This is a genomic window from Pseudomonas sp. SIMBA_041 (genome assembly GCF_046535095.1).
Lineage (GTDB): Bacteria > Pseudomonadota > Gammaproteobacteria > Pseudomonadales > Pseudomonadaceae > Aquipseudomonas > Aquipseudomonas mucoides.
Genome location: NZ_JAWRXJ010000014.1, coordinates 123,033 through 142,732 on the forward strand (window position 1 = coordinate 123,033; position 19,700 = coordinate 142,732).

Sequence of the window (19,700 nt, forward strand, 5' to 3'; positions counted from 1 at the left end):
TGGATGCGCCGTTGTGCCATTGGAGATGTTGTTTTGCCCGGGAGAGCGTTATGAAACTGCTGGTCGTCGAAGATGAAGCGCTGTTGCGCCATCACCTGCAAACCCGCCTGACGGAGAGCGGCCACGTGGTCGAATCCGTGGCCAATGCCGAAGAGGCGCTGTACCAGACCGGACAGTTCAATTTTGACCTGGCGGTGATCGACCTCGGCCTGCCGGGCATGGGCGGGCTCGACTTGATCCGTCAATTGCGCACGCAGGGCAAGACCTTTCCGATCCTGATCCTCACCGCGCGCGGCAACTGGCAGGACAAGGTCGAGGGCCTCGCCGCCGGCGCCGACGATTATGTGGTCAAGCCGTTCCAGTTCGAAGAACTCGACGCGCGGCTGAATGCCTTGCTGCGCCGCTCCAGCGGTTTCACCCAGTCGACCATCGTCGCCGGGCCGTTGTTGCTGGACCTCAATCGCAAGCAAGCGTCCCTCGATGAACAACCGCTGGCGCTGACGGCGTATGAGTACCGGATCCTCGAATACCTCATGCGTCATCACCAGCAAGTGGTGGCCAAGGACCGCTTGATGGAGCAGCTCTACCCCGATGACGACGAGCGCGATCCGAACGTCATTGAAGTCCTGGTCGGCCGTCTGCGCCGCAAACTCGAAGGCCCGGCCGGGTTCAAACCGATCGATACCGTGCGCGGCCTCGGTTACCTGTTCAATGAGCGCTGCACTTGATTCGTTCCCTTCGCGTTCGCTTGATGCTCGCCGCCACGCTGTTGGCGGTGTTGTTCATGTTGGCGTTGCTGCCGGCGATGCAGGGCGCGTTCAGCCTGGCGTTGCAGGACTCGATCGAGCAACGCCTGGCCTCGGACGTCACCACGCTGATCTCCGCCGCTCGGGTGGAAAACAACTCCTTGCAAATGCCGGCGCAATTGCCCGATGAGCGCTTCAACCTGACCGACAGCCGTTTGCTCGGCTACATCTTCGACCGCGAAGGTCACCTGGTCTGGCGGTCGAAGGCCACCGGGCAAGAGCTGATCAACTACAAGCCGCGTTACGACGGACGCGGCAACGAGTTCGCGCGGATTCGTGAGGCCAATGGGCAGGAATTCTTCGTTTATGACGTCGAGGTCAAGTTGCTCGGCGGCAAAAGCGCGGCGTTCAGCATCGTCACGCTGCAACCGGTGCGCGAGTACGAAAACACCCTCGAAGGCCTGCGCGAAAACCTCTACCTCGGTTTCGGCGCAGCCTTGCTGGTGTTGCTGTCGTTGCTGTGGATCGGCCTGACCTGGGGGTTGCAGGCGTTGCGCCGGCTTAGCCAGGAACTCGACGAAATCGAAAGCGGCACCCTCGAAAGCCTCAGCGAACAACACCCGCGCGAACTGCTGCGCCTGACCGGCTCCCTCAACCGCTTGCTGCACAGCGAGCGTGAGCAGCGCAGTCGTTACCGCGACTCCCTCGACGACCTCGCCCACAGCCTTAAAACCCCGCTGACCGTGTTGCAAGGCGTCAGCGAAGACATGGCCCAGCGCCCGGAAAACCGCGAGCAGGCCTGGGTGTTGCAAACCCAGATCGAGCGCATGAGCCAACAAATCAGCTATCAACTGCAACGCGCGAGCCTGCGCAAAAGCGGTCTGGTGCGCCACCAGGTGCGCCTGCAACCGGTGTTGCAAAGCCTGTGCGACACGCTGGACAAGGTCTACCGCGACAAACGCGTGCGTGTGGCGTTTGATCTGCCGCAACCGTGTTACATACCGATCGAGCAGGGCGCCTTGCTGGAAATGATGGGCAACCTGCTGGAAAACGCTTATCGGCTGTGCCTGGGTGAAGTGCGCATCAGCGTGCGTGAAACCCTGAGCGGGGTGGAGTTGTGTGTCGAGGATGATGGGCCGGGTGTGCCGGCAGATCAGCGCGCGCGGATTCTTCAACGGGGCGAGCGGCTGGATCGCCAGCATCCGGGGCAGGGGATTGGACTTGCGGTGGTGAAGGACATTATCGAGAGCTACAGCGCGAAGCTGACGCTGGGGGATTCGCCGATGGGCGGGGCGGCGTTCCGGATTCATTTTCCGGTGGTTTGACCGCAGGGTGGGTGGTGTTCTTTTGGGCATCTTAGTCGGATAGCTCCCCGGAGCCGACTCGCTCCCGCAAGGGACCTTCGGTGAACCCACTTTTTGTGGGCACTTGAGACCAAGTGTGGGCGTGAGCCCGCTCGCGATGGGGCCAGCCTTGGCGATGAAACAACTGATGTTTTGAACACATCGCCAGACACTCACCAGCGACCGTTTGATTTTTAGATCGCAGCCACCCGTCGCTACTGTCAGATTTGACAGTAGCCGTCCCATGATAAGTTCGTGCCATATAACACCAGCCCTGCTGAAAATCGGACCTGGAGTTTGCAATGAGCAACGAACGCACGATTCAAGTATTTGACTTGTCGCTACCTTTCGCCCCCAAGATGATCGAGCTGTATCCGCCTGATGAAAATGCACACGGCGGTGCCTCCATTGCTCATGTCAGAGCCGGTTTTATGGTCTTTTCACTGGCTTACATCGGGCAGGCGGAAAAAGACGTGCTGACACTTGTTCTGAATGGAGATGATGTGGACCAGACGATCGTCGCCGAGGGAGAGGAGGAAAAGGATATTTCGCTGACCGTTCCTCCTGATTATTTTCAGAAAGGCAACAATGAACTGAACATTCGAGTCCGGCGTACTTCAGGCAATACGGAGTTGACCCAGCCACTCAAACTGCTCTACCGCAGCTCCCCTCCGGGTGACACCCCGCCTGTATTGGCCATTAACGTCAGTCATCAGAGTATCGGTGCCGACGAGGCAGATAGCGTAACGGTTACCGTAACCTACAAAAATATCCAGTGGTATGACCGTATTTTTGTCGATTGCAACGGTGTTCTTGTGCGCTACCAACTGCTGCCAGACAGCGAGCCACCTGACTCTGCTCCACCGCAAAACATCGTCATCCCGATCCCCCGGCAGACACTGATAGAGGGGGGAGACGATTCAGATTTTGAGTTCAAGTTCAGGGTTGTCGACTTCCTGAACAACCCTAACGGGCCACCTACCTGGTCGGATATTGTGACTGCCGATGTTCATCTCAATCGGCTAACACTGGCGATGGCAATCCTGCGAGAAATCCCGACCGAGAACAATGACGATCCCAACACTGTGGACCTCGCCAAGTTGAACGGTAATCCGTTATCGGCGTTGATCCACCTTATTGAAACGATCTGGAAAGTGGGCGATTCGATCAAACTGGTTTTTACCGCCGAGTTGAATGGCAACGTCGTTGCGACTCACGAAGAAACTTCGCCAGTCACACACATACCGAGTCAGTTTGTGGGGAGTATTCCAAACAGCAAGATCATCGCCAATAGCACCGTGAAGGTGGTGTATCAGTTGGTCCGGGGCGGTGCGGTCGTCGCTACCTCGACGCCTGCCACGGCGCAGGTGATTGGTGAGCCGGTAGTGGATGAAAGGCCAACCATCACCTCGATAAGAGACTCCGGGGGGAGGGAAATTCTTCCGGGTGAAACGATCACTGATATGAACGTGACCCTGGAAGGCAATGCAAGCAAAGGCCGGTCGGTCCAGATCCTCAATATGAACGCCGCTATAGGGGCGCCCGTTCCCACCAGTCAAACTGACGGCAGCTGGACCGCTCCTGCCACCCTGGGGGTAGGTCCTCAAAGCTTCACGGCCAAAGCGTTATACGGAAGTGAGTCGGAATCTACTCCGTCGCGGGATTTTATTGTTGCTCGCCCCTTGGATATCGACCCCTCGGTAATGCTGCTGAACGGTTTGGCGCTCTATGTGAGTGGGTGGAGTGAAACGGGTGACCCCATCAACAATAACAACGCAACGCGCCGGCCGACGACGGGGCAACTGCCGATAACTTATAAGTCGGGCAATCCGAATATTGCGTTTGTCTCCCAGGAAGGAAACGTTACAGGGCGAATGAATGGGAGTACCTATATTGAAGTTGAAGACGCTAACGGCAGCACCGGCAGGTACCCGGTAACAGTCTCTAATGTCTATCAAGTGGTATTCAGCGCCACAATGCTGACGCCCCGGCAGGCAGAGGCTTGGGCTCGAGAGCAAGGTCAGACAGGGGATGCAATTTGGCTAAACACGTTTATTTCCCCTATGAGTATCCGGTACGACAAATATAAGGTGGATAACCTTCCTGACTATCCACCGATGATTCAAGCGGGAAGTGACGGGTATGTTAGAAGAGGATGGATGTCGACAATTCGGGTCGATAATTTGAACCGGAGCTGGATTACTTGTATTACAGAATGGTTCCGCCCGGACGGGTCAACACAGCGATCTATTCCCATCATAAGTACACTGCCCGTCAACGCACCTGCAAACGGGGTGCCGTATGTTACCAGCGCCAAAGCATTTGCGATTATTCCGTTGAACTATTGATAGAGAAAGACTCGAGGGAAAAAGGGACGAATTTATGTGTTCTTCCCTGCCTTCCTGCGGGTATCTGATCAAGCCATAAACAGAGGTGTTTAAAAGGCATCTCCAGATACTCACTCAGGCTACACATCCTTGCGGCGCTGCCTACGACTACGCCAGAATCCGCCGGCTCGTGCGCCTGGGGCGTGGGTTCTATCGTTTGGGGTTCAACCAACCACGCAGCTTCACTGCGTTCAAGAGGTGGTGGGGACACCGCGCAACACGGTACTGGGGATTGCAGGTTGTGAGGCTGGGGAGCCGGCGGTGAACCGGATGCTGGACAGGCTTGATCCGCCGTAGGCGTTCAGTCTGGTAGACCGCGTTATCGTTCATCGCGAGCAGGCTCACTCCTACATTTGATCTCGGTTGCACACAAATAGTGTGTTCACTGAAGATCCCTGTAGGAGTGAGCCTGCTCGCGAAGGGGCCCGTAGATTCAATACAAAAAATCAATTCTCCTGCGCGCGATAAGCCCCTGGCGTCAACCCGGTCCACTTCTTGAACGCCCGATGAAACGCCGAAGGCTCGGAAAACCCCAACTGTTCAGCAATCTGCTGCAACGACAAATCCGCGCGCCCCAAATGATAAATCGCAATATCGCGCCTCAGTTGATCCTTCAATTCCTGAAAACTCGTGCCTTCCTCGCGCAAATGCCGACGCAAGGTCTGCGGGCTGATGTGCATGTGCGCGGCCACCGCTTCCAGGTCCGGCCAGCGAGCGCTGTCGCGGCTCAGCAAACGGCGCAATTGGCTGCTCAGGCTGTCGCCGTCATCCGGGCGCGACAGCAGGTCGGCGGGGGAGTGTTCGAGGAAATGCTTGAGGGTGCGTTCGTCCTGCAACAGCGGCATGTTCAGGTAACGACTGTGAAACAGCAGGCTGCTCTGCGCGGAGGAAAACACCATCGGGCAGGGGAACAGTAAATCGTATTCGGCGCCGTGTTCGGGCCTTGGGTAACTGAACGTCACTTGTTCCAAACGCATGCGCTGGCCGATCAGCCAGCTGCCGAGGCGGTGCCACACCATCAACTGGCTTTCGGTGAGGAAATGATCCGGGTCCTGGAACTTCGAATCGTCGAGGCTCAGGCGGATCATTTCGCCTTCGTGGGCCAGGGTCAGGCGCGGACCGTCGGGGAATAAGCTATAAAACAATAAGCCGCGATGCAGTGCCTTTTCCAGATTGCGGCAGTGGATCACGGCGTGGCACATCATGGCGAAGCTCCCGGTTTTACTCGGGACCGGCCCGAATCCGAGGTATTCGTCGTCCAGTGCCAGCCACAGACCCTGGATCAAACGGGTGAACTGCTCCGGTGCGATACGCGCCCGCGGTTCGTCCAGCAGCTCGGGACTGATGCCCAGTTGCTGCAACAGGTCTGAATAGTCATAACCCAGCCGGCGCGCGCCACCGAGGACGGCACGGGCGAAATGACTGGCGATGGTGCGTTCGCGCATAGGAGGCAGGTCCGTCCATTGAACGACGGATGGTAGCCGCGCTGACCGCCGACGAACAAGGCGGATATCCGCCAAATTGCCGGACGAGGTTGGATAGATGGGCGGAAATCCGCCACATCTGTGTCACCGCTCGGTGACGAAGAAAAACCTGCAGCCCTTGATGTCAAAAGGCTTGCCGGGATTTCGGCGAAGGTGGCACGGGCCTTGCGATACAACGAGCAGATGCCTGCCGTCGCGCAGCTCGAAAAACAAATCCCTCCAGAAGCAGGAGGGTTCGCAATTCAGGTGTCAGGGACAACAGGTGGATGTTGTCACCGGGCACTCTTGAGGAACTTTGCAATGACGACTCGTCAGCCACTGTATAAATCCCTGTATTTCCAGGTGATCGTTGCCATCATCATCGGTATTTTGATCGGTCACTTCTATCCGCAGGCCGGTGTGGCCCTCAAGCCGCTGGGTGACGGGTTCATCAAACTGATCAAAATGATCATCGCCCCGATCATCTTCTGCACCGTGGTCAGCGGTATCGCCGGCATGCAGGACATGAAATCGGTCGGCAAGACCGGCGGTTACGCGCTGCTGTATTTTGAAATCGTGTCGACCATCGCTTTGCTGGTCGGTCTGGTGGTGGTCAACATCGTCCAGCCGGGCAACGGCATGCACATCGACGTGACCACGCTGGATGCCTCCAAAGTGGCGCAGTACGTGGCCGCCGGCGCTGATCAAAGCGTGGTTGGCTTCCTGCTGAACGTGATCCCGAACACCATCTTCGGCGCGTTCGCCACCGGCGATATCCTGCAGGTGCTGATGTTCTCGGTGATCTTCGGTTTCGCCCTGCATCGCCTGGGCTCCTACGGCCGACCGCTGCTCGATTTCATCGATCGCTTCGCCCACGTGATGTTCAACATCATCAACATGATCATGAAGCTCGCGCCACTGGGTGCCTTCGGCGCCATGGCGTTCACCATCGGCGCCTACGGTGTCGGCTCGCTGGTGCAGCTGGGTCAGTTGATGGCGTGCTTCTACATCACGTGCCTCGTGTTCGTACTGGTTGTGCTGGGCGGTATCGCTCGCGCTCATGGCTTCAGCATTCTCAAAGTCATTCGCTACATCCGTGAAGAACTGCTGATCGTGTTGGGTACTTCTTCTTCGGAATCGGTACTGCCACGCATGCTGATCAAGATGGAACGTCTGGGCGCGCAGAAATCCGTCGTGGGTCTGGTGATCCCGACGGGTTACTCGTTCAACCTCGACGGCACCGCGATCTACCTGACCATGGCGGCCGTGTTCATCGCTCAGGCGACCGACACCCACATGGACATCACTCACCAGATCACTCTGTTGGTGGTGTTGCTGCTGTCCTCCAAAGGCGCTGCTGGCGTGACCGGTAGTGGTTTCATCGTGTTGGCCGCTACCTTGTCCGCCGTCGGCCACTTGCCGGTTGCCGGCCTGGCGCTGATTCTCGGTATCGACCGCTTCATGTCCGAAGCCCGCGCCCTGACCAACCTGGTGGGTAACGCCGTTGCCACCCTGGTCGTGGCCAAGTGGGTCAAGGAGCTGGACGTTGACGTGATGCACGCAGAACTGGCTTCTGGCGGTCGCGGCATCTCCGACGAGCGCGTAGAAGACGACCTGGGCGTGGCCGAAGGCCCAACCCCAAGCAACGTCAAGTAACACGCGTTGCAATGAAAAACCCGCTTCGGCGGGTTTTTTCTTGCCCGTGATTTGAGCGTAACGGTCACCTTTGCTGACACTTCGGGTGATTGCTGCAATCCGATCGGCTGCCTAGGCTGGAGGTATCGTTCACGGAGATCGCTCATGCTCGGGCCATTGGCATCACTCAAGGTTCTGGATTTTTCGACACTGTTGCCGGGGCCGTTTGCCTCGTTGTTGCTGGCGGACATGGGCGCCGAGGTGTTGCGCATCGAATCACCGACGCGCATGGATCTGCTGCGGGTGTTGCCGCCGCATGATCAGGGCGTGTCCGCGAGTCACGCCTACCTCAATCGCAACAAGCGCAGCCTGGCGCTGGACCTCAAGCACCCCGAAGCACTGGAGGTGATCAAGCAGTTGCTGACCGACTATGACATCGTGCTGGAGCAGTTCCGTCCCGGTGTGATGGAACGCCTGGGCCTGGGTTATGAAGCCTTGAAGGCGATCAATCCCAAGTTGATCTACGTATCGATTACCGGTTATGGCCAGACCGGCCCCTACAAAGACCGCGCCGGCCACGACATCAACTACCTGGCGCTGGCGGGACTGGCCAGCTACACCGGCCGCGCCGACAGCGGGCCGCTGCCGTTGGGCATGCAAGTGGCGGATGTCGCCGGGGGCTCGCTGCACGGGGTCATCGGCCTGCTCGCGGCGGTCATCGCCCGGCAGCAGACCGGGCAGGGCCAGCACCTGGACGTGAGCATGACCGATTGTGCGTTCAGCCTGAACGCCATGGCCGGCGCCGGGTACCTGGCCTGTGGCGTGGAGCCGCGCCGGGAAAACCAGATGCTCAATGGCGGCAGCTTCTATGACTATTACCGTTCACGGGATGGACGCTGGTTTTCAGTGGGCAGCCTGGAGCCCGCGTTTATGAAGCAACTGTGTACGGCGCTGGGGCTGGAGGAGTTGTCATCCCTGGGGTTGTCGCCAAAGCCTGCGGACCAGAAAAAGCTCAAGGACGCGTTGAAGACTGAATTCGAGAAACATGATTTCGGCGAGTTGTGCGGCTTGTTTGCTGAGCTGGATGCGTGTGTCGAGCCGGTGTTGAATCTGGGCGAGGCGATTGCGCATCCGCAGCTGAAGGCGCGGGGTTTGGTGACCGAGGTTCCGCGAGGGGATGGTTCTACGCAGGCGCAGATGGCATGTCCGTTGAAGTTTTCGGACGGTTTGCCTGAGCCACGGTATATCGGCGCGGCGCTGGGGCAGCATACGGATCAGGTGTTGGGGGAGTTGGGGTTTAGTGCGCAGCGGATCGAAGAATTGCGGCGTGCCAAGGTGGTTATCTAGCGGCTGACAGGGCCCCATTGATCGTTCCACGCGGAGCGTGGGAACGATCGTGCGGTTACTCGACCCGCATCTCCCCACTGAACACCAACGTGCTCCGGCACCGCCGGCACAAATACCGCCGGCCCTGTCGCACCAGACCATGGCGCTGCGCTGAAAACGGGAAATCGCTGTCTGCACACGGGCATTTGTAGATATAGCGCGTCACGCTGCGGCGTTTGACGTCGTAGGTGTGGCAGCGATTGGGCGGCAGTTCGTACACGCCGCGCATGATCAGCTGCCACTCTTCACCGTGCGGCTGGATGCGGTCGCCAAACAGTTGATGAGCGATCAGGTGCGCGACCTCGTGGGCCACGGTTTGCTTGAGGAAGTCTTCGGTGTTTTCCCGGTACAGCTGCGGATTGAAGCGCAGCAGGTTCTCGTGCAAATGCGCGACACCGGCTTTTTGACCGCGCAGCTTGAGGCTCACCACGGGGCGTTTGAACGTTCGTTTGAAAAAGGATTCGGCCAGTTGGTAACAGTCTTCGACGCGGGTATTGAGTTGCTCGGGCATGCTTGATGGATCTCCAGAGACGTCGAGTATGCCGCAACCCTGGAGTCTTGCGAATCGCCGAGGCGCCGAATGGTCGTCGCCCCCGGCATTAGAAGGCCGCCTTGCGGCGGCCTGTATTGGCAGATCTTGTTTTTGGGTGGAAAGAACCATTAGTTCGTATAGACCGGCCCCACGCCGAGTCCCCAGACAATGACTGTGAACGCCATGATGGCAACCAACACCACCAGGCCTACCGCAAGCACCGAACTTGAAAACAGGAACCCCTCGTCTGATGGAATGTTCATGAAAGTGGGTAGCCCCACGTACAGCAGGTACACCGTGTAGCAGATGGCCGCCGTCCCGACGATCATCCCCAGCCACATGTGTGGGTACAGCGCCGCCAGACCGCCGATGAACAGCGGGGTTGCGGTGTAGGTCGCAAACGCAACGCAACGGGCCAGGCTCGGGTTGGCGTCATAGGTGCGAGCCATCCAGTGGATGAACGCCCCCATGACTGCAACACCGCCGAGCATCGCCACGTAAGACATGATCGTCATCCATAGCGCGCTTTCCTGCGTCAGCATCACGGGTGCGCGGCTGCCGATTACCCAGCCGACCTGCGTGGTGCCGATAAACGCGGACACGGCGGGGATCGCCGCCAGAATCAGCGTGTGAGTCAGGTACATGTGGCTGATGCTTTCCTCTTGGTCGCCACGGATTTCTTTCCATTCCTGGTCGGGGTGGGTGAAAAGCCCCACTACGTGATGGATCATGCCAGTCACTCCTCTTGTTTTTACCGTCGCCCCCCAGTGGAGCGCCTACAGGCCAAAGTGGCCACGTAAGTAAAGGTCTGGATTTGAATGCGACCTTATGTCGCAGTATAGAAAGGACTTACCCGTACAGGTGATAGGGGCTTAGAGCAAATCGCGCTGTAAAGATCACTGTTAATCGCCGACGGGTCTGTCGACATAAGTCCCTGTGGGGCGCTCGCCACAAGAGCGAAGTTTTTGCGTAAAATGCCGACCTTTCGTCACACCTCACGGATTCGCGTCATGGGCACTCTCACGGTTAACCAGAACAAACTGCAAAAGCGCCTTCGCCGTCAGGCCGGTGAGGCTGTTGCCGATTTCAACATGATTGAAGACGGCGACAAGGTCATGGTCTGCCTGTCCGGTGGCAAGGACAGCTACACCATGCTCGACGTGCTGATGCACTTGCAGAAGGTCGCCCCGATCAAGTTCGAGATCGTGGCCGTGAACATGGACCAGAAGCAGCCAGGGTTCCCGGAGCACGTGCTGCCGGCCTACCTCAAGGAACTGGGCATCGAGTACCACATCGTCGAGAAAGACACCTACTCGGTGGTCAAGGAGCTGATCCCGGAGGGCAAGACCACCTGCTCGCTGTGCTCGCGGCTGCGTCGCGGCACGCTGTACACCTTTGCCGACGAAATCGGCGCGACCAAAATGGCCCTCGGTCATCACCGTGACGACATCGTCGAGACGTTCTTCCTCAACATGTTCTTCAACGGTTCGCTCAAGGCCATGCCGCCAAAACTGCGCGCCGACGACGGGCGCAACGTGGTGATCCGTCCGCTGGCCTACTGCAACGAAAAAGACATCCAGGCCTATTCGGACTTCAAGCAATTCCCGATCATCCCGTGCAACCTCTGTGGTTCTCAGGAAAACCTGCAACGTCAGGTGGTCAAGGACATGCTGCAAGACTGGGAACGCAAGACCCCGGGCCGTACCGAAAGCATTTTCCGCAGTCTGCAAAATGTGCAGCCGTCTCAACTGGCGGATCGCAACCTGTTTGATTTCACCAGCCTCAAGATCGACGAGACGGCGGCTTCGCGCTTCGTTAACGTGGTCAACCTCTGATTAAAACTGTGGGAGCGAGCCTGCTCGCGAAAGCGGTGTGTCATTCAACGAGTAGGTTGACTGATGCTCCCTCTTCGCGAGCAGGCTCGCTCCCCCATTTGGTTTTTCGTTTAATACCTCAGGAGAGGGCATGCGCGATTACAAGTGGCTGCACGAATACTGTCTGAACCGCTTCGGTTCAGCAGCTGAACTGGAAGCCCATCTGCCCGTTCCGAAAACCCCGGCACAATTGCGCAAAATCAGCGACGACCGCTACCTCTCGACTATGGCCCTGCGGGTCTTCCGCGCCGGCCTCAAGCACAGCCTGGTCGACGCCAAGTGGCCGGCTTTCGAAGAAGTGTTCTTCAAGTTCGACCCGGAGAAAGTCGTGCTGATGAGCGCCGAACACCTCGAACGCTTGATGCAGGATGCGCGAATCATCCGCCACCTGGGCAAGCTCAAAAGCGTGCCGCGCAACGCGCAGTTCATTCTGGACGTCGCGCATGAGAAGGGCAGCTTTGGTGCGCTGATTGCCGATTGGCCGGTGACGGATATCGTCGGGCTGTGGACGTACCTTAAAAAACGCGGCCATCAATTGGGCGGGCTGTCGGCGCCGCGTTTCTTGCGCATGGTCGGCAAGGACACGTTTGTGCCGAGCTACGACGTGGTTGCGGCGTTGAATGCGCAGAAGATCGTCGACAAGGTGCCGACCAGTTTGCGCGATCTGGCCTTGGTGCAGGAGGTGTTCAACCAGTGGCATGAACAGAGTGGCGGGCGGGCGATGAGCCAGATTTCGATGATGCTGGCTTACACCGTCAATCATTAAGACCGAGTTGATCCCATCGTGAGCAGGCTCACTCCTGCAGGGGATTTGTGAACACCACAGATCCAGTGTAGGAGTGAGCCTGCTCGCGACAGCGGTCTGTCAGGCGACGCTAATCTCACCTTCGCCCGCAAGCTTGCGATTGAGCTGAAACCGCCACCGCACATACAACAATGCCGAGCAAAAGACTGCCAGGCTCGCCCCCATCTCCAGCAACCCAAACAGCTGCCGGTTCGGGTCATACGCCGCCAACGCGCCCTTGATGAAATACAGGTTCACCACAAAACACATCCACGAATGCCCGCGGGCACTGCCGATAATCATGCCGGGTGCCAGTAACAACAAAGGCACCAGCTCGATCAGCAGAATCACCCATGGCCGCGCGCCATGCAGGTCGGCGAACACCAGATAATAGGCGCACAACAGCCCCACCAGACCGAAAAAGCACAGCAGGCTGATGTCGCGCATCGCCCGGACCCGCGGCTCGAGCCATTCAATGGACGGCAGAATCTTCGGCTTCTTGGCCACGTCAGTTCCCCAGCTTTTGCGCAGTCTTCGCCAACCGCAGGCCCAAGGCCCGGCACAGCGCCACTTCATGTTCATTCAAACCGCTTTTGCCGTCGGCCCCGGCGTGATGACTGGCGCCGTATGGCGTGCCGCCGCCACGGGTTTCCAGCAGCGCCGACTCGCTGTAAGGCAAGCCGGTGATCAGCATGCCGTGGTGCAGCAGCGGCAACATCATCGACAGCAGCGTGGTTTCCTGGCCGCCGTGCAGGCTCGCCGTGGAGGTGAACACGCCAGCCGGCTTGCCCACCAGCGCGCCGGTCAGCCACAGGTTGCTGGTGCCATCGAGGAAATACTTGAGTGGCGCGGCCATGTTGCCGAAACGGGTCGGGCTGCCCAGGGCCAGGCCCGCGCAGTTCTTCAGGTCGTCGAGGCTGGCGTACAGCGCGCCTTCGTCCGGAATGTCCGGCGACACCGCTTCACATTCGGTGGAGATCGCCGGCACGGTGCGCAGGCGCGCTTCCATCCCGGACTGCTCGACGCCACGGGCAATTTGCCGGGCCATTTCATTGGTCGAGCCGCTGCGGCTGTAATACAGCACCAGAATGTACGGCGCGCTCACGGCAGCAACTCCAGGATTTGCTCTGGCGGACGGCCGATGACGGCTTTGTCGCCGACTTCGAGAATCGGTCGCTCCATGAGTTTCGGATGCGCCGCGATGGCGCCGACCAATTGCGCTTCGCTCAGGCTGCTGTCCGCCAGGTTGAGGGTTTTGTACTCGTCCTCACCGGTGCGCAGCAGTTGCCGGGCACTGAGGCCGAGTTTCCTCAGCAGGGTCTGGATTTGCGCGGCGTCCAGCGGAGTTTCGAGGTAGCGGACCACGGTCGGGGTCAGGCCACGGGCCTCGAGCAGTTCGAGCGCACCGCGGGATTTCGAGCAGCGCGGGTTGTGATAAAGCGTCAGATCGGTCATGTGCGGGTCGCTTCTTGCGTAAAGTGGCGGCTATTCTAACTGTGCAGCGCGCAATCCAGAACCTTGCGAGGCGATGGGTCGCAGGCGCATTCAATTTTGAGCAAGGATTACGACATGACAAGGCAACTGGCAGCGGCATTGGCGATTATCGGGGCGTTGATGCTGGGGGGCTGCGGCAATGACTATGGTATCGACCAGGACGGTCACAAGGTTGCTGCCAATCGCCTGGATGGCAAATGGCTGGTGCTTAATTACTGGGCTGAATGGTGTGGCCCCTGCCGGACCGAGATTCCACAGTTGAACGCGTTGGCCGATCAGTTGAAGGACAAGAAGATCGGCGTGTTCGGGGTCAATTTCGACAACGTGCAGGGTGAAGAGCTGAAGAGCGCCAGCGAGAAACTGGGGATCAAGTTCACGGTCCTGGCTTCAGACCCGGCCGATTTTTTTGAATTGCCACGCAGCGAGGCGTTGCCGGTGACGTACATCATCGATAACAAGGGCAAGGTTCGCGAACAACTGATGGGCGAGCAGACGGCGGCGGGGGTGATGGCAAAGCTTGAGGCGTTGCAGGCGGTCAAGTGAGATGACTGTTAAGCCGTACACGACTTGTAGCAGCTGGCGCAGCCAGCTGCTACATAGGTTGCTGTGCGTCGATCAACCCTCTTCAAGCCACCAACGCAACGGCTTGCCTTCGGCCGGCCAGAAACGCATCTGCTCGATCGGGGAAATGTCCCAGCGCTGCACGCCTTCCAGCGCCTGCAAGAAGCGTTTTTCCTGCTCCATGACTGCTGGCGCGCACAACTTGCGGGTGCTGCCGATCTGGCCGAAGCTCAGCTTGTCGCCTTCCAGAGTGTAGGGCGCGAACCAATGGTTGCAGCCGCCGTTGCCGTAGGCCCGGCCGTCGTCACCGAGGGTGATGGTCAGGTGGCTGTAGTCCATCAACGGACGTTCGCCGATCCATTCCAGAATGTAGCTACGGTTTTGTTGCAGTTGCACCGGCTCGGCGGCGCAGCCCAGCAGGCTGGCACCGACCAGGGAGGTCAGGGCGAGGCGTTTCATCACGCAGACTCCTGGCATGTCGGGCACAGGTGTTTTTCACCCACGGTGGTCCAGCCCAATTCGGCAATCCGCGCGTTAGCAGCCGGTTTTTCAGCCTTGTTGCCCAGTTTGGCGTCGACCGCGAATTCAAAGCTCAAGGCTTTGGCGCAGCTGTCGCAATTGACTTCCCAGGTGTGGATCCCCAACTCGCCGAACACCGGGCCACTGCTCACCGCGACCCATTGGCCCGGCGGGTTGATCAAGTGGCGAACCGTTTCAACGGTCAGGCGCATGGACAAGTCCTTGCTGCCTTTGAGGGTCACTACCAGCACGTCGCCAATCCGGATCGAGCCGCCGTTGCCGGTGACTTGATAACGCCCCGGCACGAGGGCCCGGCATTCGGTAAGGGTGTGTTGCGGGCTCATCAGGGTGTAGCGGAAATCGTGTTCGACCATGGGTCCTCCAAATATGCGCGGTATGCTATCACGGGCCTGCACGCAGCATGGGGCGGGGAGATGACCTTCGATCAGGTTCAAAAAACCTGTCGACTCATGGCACACTGCCGCTTTTACACTTTTAGGGAACGGACATGGCGTTAATCGAATGTTATGAGTGCAAGCAAAGCATCAGCTCTACGGCGCCTGCTTGCATTCATTGCGGTGCACCGGCGGCAACGGTGCAAGCGGCCACTTCGACAGTAGCGCCCGTACAGGCACCGATTTCTTTCGGGCGTTTGCCGGAAGATGAGAAAGTGGCCCGGGTGACTCCAGCCGCGTTCGGACGCAAACGAAAAACCCAGGTGGAAGCCGACGTTTCAGCACCGGCTCCGACACCCACGCTGAACGGGACGCGACCGGTAGAACTCTGGCTGAAGCTGATGATTTTCTTCCTGCCGCCGTTTTTTGTCTGGTTCCTGCTGCGTCGCGGGCATTCCGTGGGGCAGCGCTTGCTCGGTTTCGGCTGGCTGGGCCTGATGATCCTGTTGTCCAAAGCCTGAGAAAAATCAGCCCTCGACCTGATTCTGCGGCGTTCCGGCGCCCCAGGCGACGATGTTCTGCAAGGTTGTCGCGGCAATCGCGCCCAGGGCTTCGCGGGTCAGGAAGGCCTGGTGCGCAGTGACAATCACATTCGGAAAGGTCAGCAGCCGCGCCAGCACATCATCCTGTAGCGGCAGGTCCGAGCGGTCCTCGAAAAACAGCTGCGCCTCTTCTTCATACACATCCAGCCCCAGATAACCCAATTGGCCGTCCTTCAAGGCGTCGATCAGCGCCGGGGTGTCCACCAGGCCGCCGCGCCCGGTGTTGATCAGCATTGCGCCCGGTTGCATGTGCGCCAGTGATTCTCGGTTGATCAGGTGTTTGCTTTGCTCATTGAGTGGGCAATGCAGGCTGATGATCTGCGACTGCGCCAGCAGTTCCGGCAAACTCAGGTAGCGGGCGCCAAGGGCTTCGACCTGCGGATTGGGGAACGGGTCGTAGGCGAGCAACTGGCAGCCGAAACCGTTCATGATCTTGGCGAACGTTGCGCCGATCTGCCCGGTGCCGACCACGCCGACGGTCTTGCCCACCAGGTCGAAGCCGGTCAGCCCGTGCAGGCTGAAATCGCCTTCGCGGGTGCGGTTGTAGGCCCGGTGCAAGCGGCGGTTGAGCGCCAGGATCAACGCAACCGCGTGTTCAGCCACAGCGTGCGGGGAATAAGCCGGGACGCGCACGATTGCAAGGCCCAGACGTTTCGCCACCGCCAGGTCGACATGGTTGTAACCGGCCGAGCGCAGGGCAATCAGGCGCGTACCGCCCGCAGCAAGACGTTCCAGCACCGGGGCGCTGAGGTCGTCATTGATGAAGGCGCAGACCACCTCGTGATGTTCTGCCAGCGCCACGGTATCAAGGCTCAGCCGCGCCGATTGAAAGTGCAGTTCGATGCCGGCGGGCAGCTCGGCGCCCAGAAAACTGTCACGGTCGTAGGTCTGGCTGCTGAAAAGAATCGTGCGCATGAGTCCTCCATTTAACTCGATCAAAGCTTTTATGTAGCAGCCTTCGGCAGCTGCTACCAAAGGCAGCTTAGCGCTGATGGTGGTCAGCGCCGTTGCGCTGCATCAAGCGTTGATGCGGGCATGCGCGGCCAGGCGATTGATCGCCCGGTCGAGGTCTTCCAGCGCGCCGGGGGCTTTCGGGTCCTGTTGCTTGAGCAGGGTTTCACTGCGTTGACAGGCCGCACGCAGTTGCGGGACGCCGCAATAACGGGTCGCCCCGTGCAAGCGGTGGACGCGTTCGATCAATGCATTCTGGTCATTGCTTTCCCGGGCGATGCGAATGGCTTCGCGGTCGGCTTCAAGCGAGGCCAGCAACATTGCCAGCATGTCTGCCGCCAGATCCGCCTTCCCCGCGGCCAGGCGTAAACCTTCTTCGGGGTCGAGCACCAGCAAATCATGCCCGCCACCGTGGCTTTCGTTGGCACGCTCCGGCCCATGGTTGCGCAACGCCAGACCTGTCCACTTCAGCACCACCTGCGCCAGTTGCCGCTCGCTGATGGGTTTGGTCAGGTAATCGTCCATGCCGCTTTGTAGCAGTGCGCGTTTTTCATTGGCCATGGCGTGAGCGGTGAGGGCAACGATCGGCAGCGGAGTGCAATGCCGCTCGCTTTCCCACTGGCGAATCGCTTCGGTGCTTTGACGCCCGTCCATGCCGGGCATTTGCACGTCCATCAATACCAGGTCGAAGGTTTCGTTCTGCACCGCTTTGACCGCCGCGTAACCGCTTTCAACTGCAAGCACCTTGGCACCCATGTCTTCGAGCAGGGTTTGCACCAGCAACAGGTTGGCCGGGTTGTCGTCGACGCACAGGACTTTCGGCGCACGACTGGAGACCGGTTCGCCGGGTTCGCTGCGCTGCTGGCGCGGGTTGACCAGATCGGACAAGGCCCGACGCAGTTTGCGCGTGCAGGCCGGTTTGGCCTGAAGCTGACTGTGCGGGTTCGGCACCGAGAGATGGAACAGTGTCTGCTCGGTGGTCGGGCACAGCACCAGGACTTTGCAGCCCAGGTGTTCGAGGTCCCAGATGTGCTGGTTGAGACGCTCGGGCGGCATGTCGTTGCTGGTGATGCCGAGCACCGCCAGGTCGATGGCCTGATCGGTCTGATGCGCGCCGGTCACGCCATTGGCCAGGCTTTCCAGGGTATTGAATGGCGTGACGCTCAGGCCGCAATCTTCCAGTTGATGCTGCAATGCCTGCCGCGCCAGTTCATGGTTTTCCAGCACCGCCACGCGGCGCCCGAGCAGGGGAGCGCTGGGCAGGTCTTCGGCGTCGTCGCGGGTCTTGGGCAGGCTCAGGCTGATCCAGAACTCCGAACCTTCGCCCGGCGTACTGTCGACGCCAATCTCGCCGCCCATCTGTTCAATCAGTCGCTTGGAAATCACCAGCCCCAGCCCGGTGCCGCCGGGTTGCCGAGACAACGAATTGTCGGCCTGGCTGAAAGCCTGGAACAGCGCGCGCACGTCCTGACTCGACAGGCCGATGCCCGTGTCCTGGATGCTGATGCGCAGTTGCACGCTGTCTTCGTGTTCTTCTTCGAGCATGGCACGGGCGACGATGGTGCCTTCGCGGGTGAACTTGATCGCGTTGCTGACCAGGTTGGTGAGGATCTGCTTGAGTCGCAGCGGATCGCCCACCAGCGACAACGGCGTGTCGCGATAGACCAGACTCACCAGTTCCAGCTGTTTTGCGTGGGCGGCGGGGGCGAGGATGGTCAGGGTGTCCTGCAGCAAGTCGCGCAGGTTGAACGGAATGTTGTCGAGCACCAGTTTGCCGGCCTCGATTTTCGAGAAGTCGAGGATCTCGTTGATGATCCCCAGCAAGCTGTCGGCGGACTTTTCGATGGTGCCCAGGTAGTCGAGCTGACGCGGCGTCAGCTCGCTTTTTTGCAGCAGGTGGGTGAAGCCGAGAATGCCGTTGAGCGGCGTGCGGATTTCATGGCTCATGTTGGCCAGGAACTCGGATTTGATCCGGCTCGCTTCCAGGGCTTCCTTGCGCGCCAGGTCCAGCTCGATGTTCTGGATCTCGATGGTTTCCAGATTCTGACGCACGTCTTCGGTGGCCTGATCGACACTGTGCTGCAATTCTTCCTGGGCGTTCTGCAGGGTGCCGGCCATGCGGTTGATGCCGGACGCCAGTTCATCCAGTTCCTGGCTGCCGAGGGGTGGCAGGCGGGTTTCCAGATGACCGTCCTTGAGTTGCGCCACCGCCAGTTTGATCTGGCTGATCGGCCGATTGATGGTCCGGCCCATGCGCAGGGCCAGCAGCGCCGCACCCGCCAGACCGGCAGCAATCATCATCAGGCTGGCAAACAGGCTGCGGTAACCGCGCAGCAACATGCCGCTGTGCGACAGCTCGAGTTCGACCCAGCCCAGCAGGCGGTCGGCTTCGTCGGGAATCAAGTCGCCGGCCAGGTTGCGGTGTTTGCCGAACACCGGCAGCAGGTAACGCGTCGCATCGTTGCCGCTGCGGCGCAACATCTTCGAACCGTCGCCCAGCGGCGGCGCCTGATTGAGCATGGTCGGGCCGGCGTGGGCTACCGGTGTGCGGTCGGGGGCGAGGAAGGTCACTGCGCGCACGTCGGCTGTTTCCAGCGACTGGGTGGCGATGCGTTCCAGCAGCTCATTGTCCTTGTGCGCCATGGCCGGGGCCACCAGCGGTGCCAGCTGCTCGGCGATCATTTCGCCGCGCTGCATCAGTTGGGATTGCAGGTCGGATTGCTGCATCCAGGTGAAATAGCCGCCCAGGACCAAGGCCATCAAAGTGGTCGGCAACAGGGTCAGCAACAGCACGCGGCCTTTAATTCCCAGTTTCTTGAGCACGCATCTCTCCTGCATCCAGCGATTGATTGACCTGCGGGTACATCCGGTACGCGCCACCCGGGCAGTGTAGCGATTTGCACGCAGTCAATCTTCGTAAAATTGATGTCGTCATTCGTCGGCGGGCGGGCTGCTTTTGTGTCTTGGGCAAACCTTGGGTTGCCCATCGGCAGGCAATCTTTAATAATCGCTCAACTGAGAATTATTT

Annotated in this window: 19 protein-coding genes; 9 read left to right on the forward strand and 10 right to left on the reverse strand. The window is 59.4% G+C overall.

Annotated features, from left to right (window positions below):
- Nucleotides 1-50: 50 nt before the first annotated feature.
- The 3 genes from SB725_RS27825 (at nucleotide 51) to SB725_RS27835 (ending at nucleotide 4,437) form a co-directional block, all read left to right on the forward strand.
- Nucleotides 51-728: a response regulator transcription factor gene (locus SB725_RS27825; protein ID WP_027923963.1), complete on the forward strand. Its 678-nt coding sequence runs from the start codon at nucleotides 51-53 to the stop codon at nucleotides 726-728.
- Nucleotides 725-2,071: an ATP-binding protein gene (locus SB725_RS27830; RefSeq protein ID WP_059182314.1), complete on the forward strand. Its 1,347-nt coding sequence runs from the start codon at nucleotides 725-727 to the stop codon at nucleotides 2,069-2,071. The genes SB725_RS27825 and SB725_RS27830 overlap by 4 nt, the downstream gene beginning before the upstream one ends.
- 320 nt (nucleotides 2,072-2,391) lie before the next feature.
- Entirely contained in the window at nucleotides 2,392-4,437 is a 2,046-nt protein-coding gene (locus tag SB725_RS27835) for a hypothetical protein (RefSeq protein ID WP_410922898.1), read from the forward strand.
- Nucleotides 4,438-4,922: 485 nt separating this feature from the next.
- Here the strand turns inward: SB725_RS27835 and SB725_RS27840 are convergent, their stop codons facing one another.
- Nucleotides 4,923-5,921, reverse strand: coding sequence for an AraC family transcriptional regulator (locus tag SB725_RS27840; protein WP_027923966.1), 999 nt, complete (start codon nucleotides 5,919-5,921; stop codon nucleotides 4,923-4,925).
- Nucleotides 5,922-6,260: 339 nt separating this feature from the next.
- Here SB725_RS27840 and SB725_RS27845 point away from each other — a divergent pair, with 339 nt between their 5' ends.
- A complete protein-coding gene (locus SB725_RS27845; protein WP_027923967.1) occupies nucleotides 6,261-7,595 on the forward strand; it encodes a dicarboxylate/amino acid:cation symporter in 1,335 nt (444 codons plus the stop codon).
- A 144-nt stretch (nucleotides 7,596-7,739) separates the two neighbouring features.
- Nucleotides 7,740-8,921 (forward strand): CaiB/BaiF CoA transferase family protein, encoded by a 1,182-nt coding sequence (locus SB725_RS27850; protein WP_194940669.1) that lies wholly within the window; start codon nucleotides 7,740-7,742, stop codon nucleotides 8,919-8,921.
- A 55-nt stretch (nucleotides 8,922-8,976) separates the two neighbouring features.
- Here the strand turns inward: SB725_RS27850 and SB725_RS27855 are convergent, their stop codons facing one another.
- Nucleotides 8,977-9,471: a SprT family zinc-dependent metalloprotease gene (locus SB725_RS27855; protein ID WP_027923969.1), complete on the reverse strand. Its 495-nt coding sequence runs from the start codon at nucleotides 9,469-9,471 to the stop codon at nucleotides 8,977-8,979.
- Nucleotides 9,472-9,620: 149 nt separating this feature from the next.
- On the reverse strand, nucleotides 9,621-10,223 hold the full coding sequence (locus tag SB725_RS27860) for a Yip1 family protein (protein ID WP_008029348.1): 603 nt from the start codon (nucleotides 10,221-10,223) through the stop codon (nucleotides 9,621-9,623).
- Nucleotides 10,224-10,502: 279 nt separating this feature from the next.
- Here SB725_RS27860 and ttcA point away from each other — a divergent pair, with 279 nt between their 5' ends.
- Both ttcA and SB725_RS27870 read left to right on the forward strand, forming a co-directional pair.
- Nucleotides 10,503-11,327, forward strand: a complete 825-nt coding sequence (gene ttcA, locus SB725_RS27865; RefSeq protein ID WP_027923970.1) for a tRNA 2-thiocytidine(32) synthetase TtcA — start codon at nucleotides 10,503-10,505, stop codon at nucleotides 11,325-11,327.
- A gap of 130 nt (nucleotides 11,328-11,457) precedes the next feature.
- Nucleotides 11,458-12,132, forward strand: coding sequence for a DNA-3-methyladenine glycosylase I (locus SB725_RS27870; RefSeq protein ID WP_059182317.1), 675 nt, complete (start codon nucleotides 11,458-11,460; stop codon nucleotides 12,130-12,132).
- A gap of 99 nt (nucleotides 12,133-12,231) precedes the next feature.
- On the opposite strand, the gene SB725_RS27875 is transcribed toward SB725_RS27870, so the two are convergent.
- Genes SB725_RS27875 through arsC form a run of 3 tightly spaced genes read right to left on the reverse strand, consistent with a single transcriptional unit; the run spans nucleotide 12,232 to nucleotide 13,605 of the window.
- Entirely contained in the window at nucleotides 12,232-12,657 is a 426-nt protein-coding gene (locus SB725_RS27875) for a DUF2069 domain-containing protein (protein WP_410922899.1), read from the reverse strand.
- Between the two features lies 1 nt (nucleotide 12,658).
- Nucleotides 12,659-13,255, reverse strand: a complete 597-nt coding sequence (gene wrbA / locus SB725_RS27880; protein ID WP_027923973.1) for an NAD(P)H:quinone oxidoreductase — start codon at nucleotides 13,253-13,255, stop codon at nucleotides 12,659-12,661.
- A complete protein-coding gene (gene arsC / locus SB725_RS27885; RefSeq protein WP_027923974.1) occupies nucleotides 13,252-13,605 on the reverse strand; it encodes an arsenate reductase (glutaredoxin) in 354 nt (117 codons plus the stop codon). Before arsC ends, wrbA begins: the two co-directional genes overlap by 4 nt.
- A gap of 114 nt (nucleotides 13,606-13,719) precedes the next feature.
- Here arsC and SB725_RS27890 point away from each other — a divergent pair, with 114 nt between their 5' ends.
- A complete protein-coding gene (locus tag SB725_RS27890; protein WP_059182319.1) occupies nucleotides 13,720-14,187 on the forward strand; it encodes a TlpA disulfide reductase family protein in 468 nt (155 codons plus the stop codon).
- Nucleotides 14,188-14,259: 72 nt separating this feature from the next.
- On the opposite strand, the gene SB725_RS27895 is transcribed toward SB725_RS27890, so the two are convergent.
- Entirely contained in the window at nucleotides 14,260-14,664 is a 405-nt protein-coding gene (locus SB725_RS27895; protein ID WP_027923976.1) for an META domain-containing protein, read from the reverse strand.
- Complete coding sequence (locus SB725_RS27900; protein WP_027923977.1) at nucleotides 14,664-15,098, reverse strand: hypothetical protein; 435 nt, start codon at nucleotides 15,096-15,098, stop codon at nucleotides 14,664-14,666. Before SB725_RS27900 ends, SB725_RS27895 begins: the two co-directional genes overlap by 1 nt.
- Nucleotides 15,099-15,232: 134 nt before the next feature.
- Here SB725_RS27900 and SB725_RS27905 point away from each other — a divergent pair, with 134 nt between their 5' ends.
- Complete coding sequence (locus SB725_RS27905) at nucleotides 15,233-15,640, forward strand: hypothetical protein (RefSeq protein ID WP_027923978.1); 408 nt, start codon at nucleotides 15,233-15,235, stop codon at nucleotides 15,638-15,640.
- A 6-nt stretch (nucleotides 15,641-15,646) separates the two neighbouring features.
- On the opposite strand, the gene SB725_RS27910 is transcribed toward SB725_RS27905, so the two are convergent.
- The gene (locus tag SB725_RS27910; RefSeq protein WP_027923979.1) at nucleotides 15,647-16,636 is read right to left on the reverse strand and encodes a 2-hydroxyacid dehydrogenase; all 990 of its coding nucleotides are present in this window, start codon (nucleotides 16,634-16,636) and stop codon (nucleotides 15,647-15,649) included.
- 102 nt (nucleotides 16,637-16,738) lie between these two features.
- Entirely contained in the window at nucleotides 16,739-19,495 is a 2,757-nt protein-coding gene (locus tag SB725_RS27915; protein WP_027923980.1) for a response regulator, read from the reverse strand.
- Nucleotides 19,496-19,700: the final 205 nt, after the last annotated feature.

What these genes read in the sequence shown, in the direction of transcription:
- SB725_RS27825 (WP_027923963.1), top strand. Translation starts at nt 51, where the DNA reads ATGAAACTGCTGGTCGTCGAAGATGAAGCGCTGTTGCGCCATCACCTG.
- SB725_RS27835 (WP_410922898.1), top strand. Translation starts at nt 2,392, where the DNA reads ATGAGCAACGAACGCACGATTCAAGTATTTGACTTGTCGCTACCTTTC.
- SB725_RS27840 (WP_027923966.1), bottom strand. Translation starts at nt 5,921, where the DNA reads ATGCGCGAACGCACCATCGCCAGTCATTTCGCCCGTGCCGTCCTCGGT.
- SB725_RS27845 (WP_027923967.1), top strand. Translation starts at nt 6,261, where the DNA reads ATGACGACTCGTCAGCCACTGTATAAATCCCTGTATTTCCAGGTGATC.
- SB725_RS27850 (WP_194940669.1), top strand. Translation starts at nt 7,740, where the DNA reads ATGCTCGGGCCATTGGCATCACTCAAGGTTCTGGATTTTTCGACACTG.
- SB725_RS27855 (WP_027923969.1), bottom strand. Translation starts at nt 9,471, where the DNA reads ATGCCCGAGCAACTCAATACCCGCGTCGAAGACTGTTACCAACTGGCC.
- SB725_RS27860 (WP_008029348.1), bottom strand. Translation starts at nt 10,223, where the DNA reads ATGATCCATCACGTAGTGGGGCTTTTCACCCACCCCGACCAGGAATGG.
- ttcA (WP_027923970.1), top strand. Translation starts at nt 10,503, where the DNA reads ATGGGCACTCTCACGGTTAACCAGAACAAACTGCAAAAGCGCCTTCGC.
- SB725_RS27870 (WP_059182317.1), top strand. Translation starts at nt 11,458, where the DNA reads ATGCGCGATTACAAGTGGCTGCACGAATACTGTCTGAACCGCTTCGGT.
- arsC (WP_027923974.1), bottom strand. Translation starts at nt 13,605, where the DNA reads ATGACCGATCTGACGCTTTATCACAACCCGCGCTGCTCGAAATCCCGC.
- SB725_RS27890 (WP_059182319.1), top strand. Translation starts at nt 13,720, where the DNA reads ATGACAAGGCAACTGGCAGCGGCATTGGCGATTATCGGGGCGTTGATG.
- SB725_RS27895 (WP_027923976.1), bottom strand. Translation starts at nt 14,664, where the DNA reads ATGAAACGCCTCGCCCTGACCTCCCTGGTCGGTGCCAGCCTGCTGGGC.
- SB725_RS27900 (WP_027923977.1), bottom strand. Translation starts at nt 15,098, where the DNA reads ATGGTCGAACACGATTTCCGCTACACCCTGATGAGCCCGCAACACACC.
- SB725_RS27905 (WP_027923978.1), top strand. Translation starts at nt 15,233, where the DNA reads ATGGCGTTAATCGAATGTTATGAGTGCAAGCAAAGCATCAGCTCTACG.
- SB725_RS27910 (WP_027923979.1), bottom strand. Translation starts at nt 16,636, where the DNA reads ATGCGCACGATTCTTTTCAGCAGCCAGACCTACGACCGTGACAGTTTT.